Source organism: Streptomyces sp. NPDC042336 (assembly GCF_055581985.1).
In genome coordinates this window covers 1-4,983 of record NZ_JBVJEA010000071.1, presented here as the reverse complement: position 1 = coordinate 4,983, position 4,983 = coordinate 1, and the positions used below count along the sequence as shown (strand labels likewise).

Sequence of the window (4,983 nt, the reverse complement as noted above, 5' to 3'; positions counted from 1 at the left end):
CGACGACCGGCGCCTCCACAGCCTCGTGCTCGGTGATGGTCTCGCTCATCAGGCGTCTCCTTGATCATCGGATCCGCCGTCTATTGGACACTCCCCGTTGGTCAGCGGATGGAACGTGGAAGATGCTGCTGTCTCGTATCCAGGCCGCCGGGGATGCTGCGGGCGGGATCGACTGGGACGTGTCAGTGGACTCGACCGCGGTGCGGGCCCATCAGCACGCCGCCGGTGCGAGGAAGGCGCCGCTGGCCCAGGATGCTCAAAAGGGGAACGGCCGGGGGACGAACCAGGTCGATCCGGTGCTGCGGAAACTGACCATCCGCCTGGAGGAGGTGGTCAGATCGGCGAATGCCTGGGACGCTCCCGCGGCGGATTCACCACCAAAATCCATCTCGCCGCCGACGGACGATGCCGGCCCCTCGCCTTCGTTCTGACACCGGGACACTACGGTGACGGCCCTCAGCTCGAGCACGTGCTGGAGCAGATGAGACGGCGCATCCGCAGCGGCTGTGACACCACTCCTGAGCTGACCGCATCCCGTACATCTTGCGGGAGCATCGAACCTCAGTAGTGAGGCCCAGCGACTGGGCGGCTCCGCGCTCGTTCCCCCGACCGACACTCCCGAGGGCCGGTTCGCGATCCTCACCAACCCGAAATGCGCCACTTTCAGAGTGGTCGCGTCGTACGTGAGCTGACGTCGCACCCGGCGTGAGCTACCAGGCGCACGGCCGTCTCGCCGACAGGCGACATGGCTGCGGCCTCTTCGTCGTACTGGGACACGCTCTCCCCTTCGCTGTCGCCCGCACAGCATGTTGCGCGGGCGCCGGTCCGGGCGATCTGGCGTCGTCCGGCCTGGAACCAGCCCGCTGCTCAACCGCGCCGGCGGACGACGTCGGGCAGCTGGTGGGAGGCAGCGGCCGGGATGAAGAACAGCCCTGTCATGCCGAGCCCGGTCACGGCGGCACACAGCAGGCCACCGACACGGGTCGTCGACCGACGTCACCTCGCAGAACACCGAGAAGGCGGCGACGAGCACCTGGGGGTCGACGATCCACCGCTCCCGCAGCGACGACCGGGTGCTGGCCACCACGCTCAGCCACCACGTCCAGCCCGCCGTCACGCAGAACAGCACGGTTGCAGGCGGCAGCAGCACCGGCTGCGCCCACCGTGCGACGTTGCCGCGGGGCAGCTCCTGCTCAGCCAGGTAGCCGACCTGGACCAGCCACACCAGGTACACCGGCACCTCGACGGCGATGACCACCCACATCAAGATCCGCAGACCTCGTAACGCGCCACGCTCGCTCGTCCCTTCGCGACGGGCAGAAGGAGGGCCTGGCGCGCGCATGGTGAAGGTCCGACGGGAGGCGATCAAGGCCGGCGGCGCCGCCTTCAAGGCAGCACTCGAAGGACGGCGCCGTCCCTGGCCTCAGTTCAGGTGCCCGCAGTGCGCCAGCACCTGGTACTCCGCAGAAACCCCGTTCGTGAAGACGAAGCGATCCGACGGCCTGTACTGCTCACGACGCTGGCGGACGCGGGCATGGCGGCGATGGCCGAACCGTCGGCGTGGCCGCCTCGGTCGGCGCCGCGCCCCCGGCCGCGGTCGGCTCCTGCGGCCTGCTTCCCGACAGGTTCGAGCCCGGCCTGCGGGCGGGGGGGCGGTCTCGTGGTGTGGTGAACCGTTTGTCGGTGTGGGCCGTTGGAGTACGAAGCGAACGGATGGCCCGGGTGTCTGTCGGAGGATCGTATGGAGCGCAGTGCCGACAGGCTTGCGGAGCAACGCGCGCAGGGGATCGCAGCTCTGTACGCACTGCAGGAGGGCGGGCGTCCTCCCCTGGTCCCCCACGGCACCCTGCCCAAGCGCCGCAGGGAGGGTGCGTCCGAGGGGGAGAGCAAGGCCAGGCAGCGGATGCACGATCTCCTCCGGCCGGATCGTGTGGCGAGTGCTGCGGAGGAGAGTGTGCTGCGAGCAGCCGGGATTCCGCTCAAGGACCGGCCCGGCGGCGGGTTTTCCATCGCTCCCGATATTCCACGGGAGAGCGAACTGGGTGGGTTTCAGGCCCTTGTAGACAGGGCTATGGGCATCGGCCGCCTGTACGGCCTGGTGCCCGGTTCCACCCCCGTGGTCGACGCCGGCACCCTGCCCGCGTGGCGCAGGGAGGGCGCGTCCGCGGAGGAGAACAAGGCCAGGCACCGGATGCACGATCTCCTCCAGCCGGATCGTGTGGCGAGCGCTGCGGAGGAGCGGGAGCTGCGAGCAGCCGGGATTCCACTCAAGGACCGGCCCGACGGCGGTTTCCACATCGACCCCGCTATCCCACGGGAAAGCGGACGGGGTGGGTCTCAGGCCCACGTCAACATTGTCACGGGCATCGGCCGCCTGTACGGCCTGGTGCCCGGTTCCACCCCCGTGGTCGACGCCGGCACCCTGCCCAAGCGCCGCAGGGAGGGCGCGTCCGAGGAGGAGAGCAAAACCAGGCAACGGATGCACGATCTCCTCCGGCCGGATCGTGTGGCGAGTGCTGCGGAGGAGAGTGTGCTGCGAGCAGCCGGGATTCCGCTGAAGGAGCGGGACGGCGGCGGGTTCCACATCGACCCCGCTATTCCACGGGAGAGCGAACTGGGTGGGTTTCAGGCCCTTGTAGACAGGGCTATGGGCATCGGCCGCCTGTACGGCCTGGTGCCCGGTTCCACCCCCGTGGTCGACGCCGGCACCCTGCCCGCGTGGCGCAGGGAGGGCGCGTCCGCGGAGGAAAACAAGGCCAGGCACCGGATGCACGATCTCCTCCAGCCGGATCGTGTGGCGAGCGCTGCGGAGGAGCGGGAGCTGCGAGCAGCCGGGATTCCACTCAAGGACCGGCCCGACGGCGGTTTCCACATCGACCCCGCTATCCCACGGGAAAGCGGACGGGGTGGGTCTCAGGCCCACGTCAACATTGTCACGGGCATCGGCCGCCTGTACGGCCTGGTGCCCGGTTCCACCCCCGTGGTCGACGCCGGCACCCTGCCCAAGCAGCGCAGGGAGGGCGCGTCCGAGGAGGAGAGCAAGGCCAGGCGCCGGATGCACAATCTCCTCAATCCGAGGAGCGTGGCGAGTGCTGCGGAGGAGAGTGTGCTGCGAGCAGCCAAGATTCCGCTCAAGGACCGGCCCGACGGCGGTTTCCACATCGACCCCGCTATCCCACGGGAAAGCGGAAAGAGGGCGAGCCGGGTTTCCGGCCTCACCAAAGGAGACCCTTCAGTGTCGCAGGTGCCGACAGCGGCACGGGCTGCCGCCGACGCAATGCCTTCACCTGAGGATTCCCAAAATGCTGCCCTGACGTATTCGTGGCAGTACGGGCGGCCGTCCGTACAGGAAATCTACGACGACCCAGACAGGCTGCATGACCTGCACCCTCAAAACCCTGTGTCGGTTTCATACCACGCACAGCAGAACATGGGCGGTCCGGACCAGCCTGCCTACCCTGGAGTTGCTTCTCAGCTCCTGCCTACGGCCCAAAACATCGACCAGCCCCACTGGACGACGCACAGCCATACGTACAACCCATACGTTTCTTCCCCCTACACGCCCCACCCCCAGGGCCCGGCCTACACCACGAACGGGCAGGACTATCAGATGCCAGCCGCACCGCCCGGCAGTTCCGCCAGAACCCATAGCCGAACACGAGGCTCTTCCACCAGCAGCCGATGACACTCCGCGCCAGACCCCCATCCCCAGGGCCCCGGCAAAGTCGTTGATCATGCGGACAGGAAGAGGCTGATGGGTCGGTCGGTGTCGCGGGCGTGATGCCGTAGGGCGGCGGCGATGTTGTGGTGGCCGTGGAGACGCAGAAGGGTGATCGCGGTGTTGCGGAGGCCGGCCATGACGCGGGGCGCGTTGCCGGTGCGGACCTGGGAGCGGTCCTCGTCGAAGGTGACGTCCCGGACCCAGTGCAGGCGGTTCTCGATCTCCCAGTGCGACTGTACCCACGTGGCCAGGAGTTCCGGAGGCGCGGTGCGGGCGTCCGCGCTGGTGATCAGGTAGACGATCTCGACCGTCCGTCTGCCCTTCCTGGTGACGGTGCGTCGCAGTTGGGCGACTTGCGTGGCCCCGGTGAAGCCGATCCAGGCGGGCACGTCGGCGACCTTGATCGTGCGGGTGGCTCGGCGTCCGTGTCCGCGTTCTGTCCTGGTGAGAACGGGCATACGGGCCCAGGGCAGGGCCTTGAGCTGCGTATACAAGGACTTCTGATTGGCTTTCACGGTCAGGACGTAGTCGGCGCGGGCCTCGGTCACCAGCGCCGCGGTGTCGTGATGGGTGTGCAGCGCGTCCATCGTGACCACCGCCCCGTCCAGATCAAGAATCTCCAGCAGGGCCCGGGCCGCGGGTATCTCGTTGCTCTTCTCGCTCACGGCGACCTGGCCGAGCACTGCGCCCGACCCGTGCGCGAGTGCGGCGACCAGGTGCGGGGCCGAGGTGGCACCGACGCGTGCGCCCCTCACGGTCTTGCCGTCGATCGCGATCACTCGCCGGCCCGCGATCAGCGTGGTCCGCGTCGCGGCCCAGGTTCCCAGCACTATGTCGAGACGGTCCGCGTCCAGCCTCGCGAACAGGCGACGCAGCGTCGACTCGTCAACCGATCCCCGCTCCAGACCCAACCGTGTCATGGCCACCGCCCCGGCGTCCCGGACCCACTCCCCGATCGCCGTGAAACCTCGTGCTCCGGCCATGACCGCGCACACCGCGACCGCGATCAGAGCTCCTACCGGGTGGCGGACCCCGCGCCGTCGGCGCGGATCGGGTATCCGGCCGAGCAGGTCGCAGAGGAACTCGTGATCCGGGACAGGCGTGCGAACAGGTGCGGAGATGCGGCACGATGGCATGGCGCGGGCGTTGTTCCCTGGTCGGACAGAAGGCGTAGAGCTCGTAACAGGATCTTGTTGGGGTGCCCTGGTCGGGCGTGACCGATGTGATGATCTGGCCGTTCGTGTTGTGTGACGACTCGGCCG

The 4,983-nt window shown here is 68.4% G+C and carries 2 protein-coding genes and 1 pseudogene; 2 read left to right on the top strand and 1 reads right to left on the bottom strand.

What is annotated here, in order from left to right; translation table 11 throughout:
• Positions 1-95: 95 nt before the first annotated feature.
• Together ACZ6IM_RS42185 and ACZ6IM_RS42180 are read left to right on the top strand one after the other, a co-directional pair.
• A pseudogene (locus ACZ6IM_RS42185) lies at positions 96-487 on the top strand (transposase family protein); the annotation flags it as partial.
• A 1,254-nt stretch (positions 488-1,741) separates the two neighbouring features.
• On the top strand, positions 1,742-3,685 hold the full coding sequence (locus ACZ6IM_RS42180) for a hypothetical protein (RefSeq protein WP_319218601.1): 1,944 nt from the start codon (positions 1,742-1,744) through the stop codon (positions 3,683-3,685).
• Between the two features lie 47 nt (positions 3,686-3,732).
• Here the strand turns inward: ACZ6IM_RS42180 and ACZ6IM_RS42175 are convergent, their stop codons facing one another.
• Positions 3,733-4,857 carry an ISAs1 family transposase gene (locus tag ACZ6IM_RS42175; protein ID WP_469564534.1) on the bottom strand — a complete coding sequence of 375 codons (1,125 nt, stop codon included), beginning with the start codon at positions 4,855-4,857 and terminating at the stop codon, positions 3,733-3,735.
• Between the last annotated feature and the right edge of the window lie 126 nt (positions 4,858-4,983).

Coding starts and splice junctions, on each gene's coding strand:
- ACZ6IM_RS42180 (WP_319218601.1), top strand. CDS start 1,742: ATGGAGCGCAGTGCCGACAGGCTTGCGGAGCAACGCGCGCAGGGGATC.
- ACZ6IM_RS42175 (WP_469564534.1), bottom strand. CDS start 4,857: ATGCCATCGTGCCGCATCTCCGCACCTGTTCGCACGCCTGTCCCGGAT.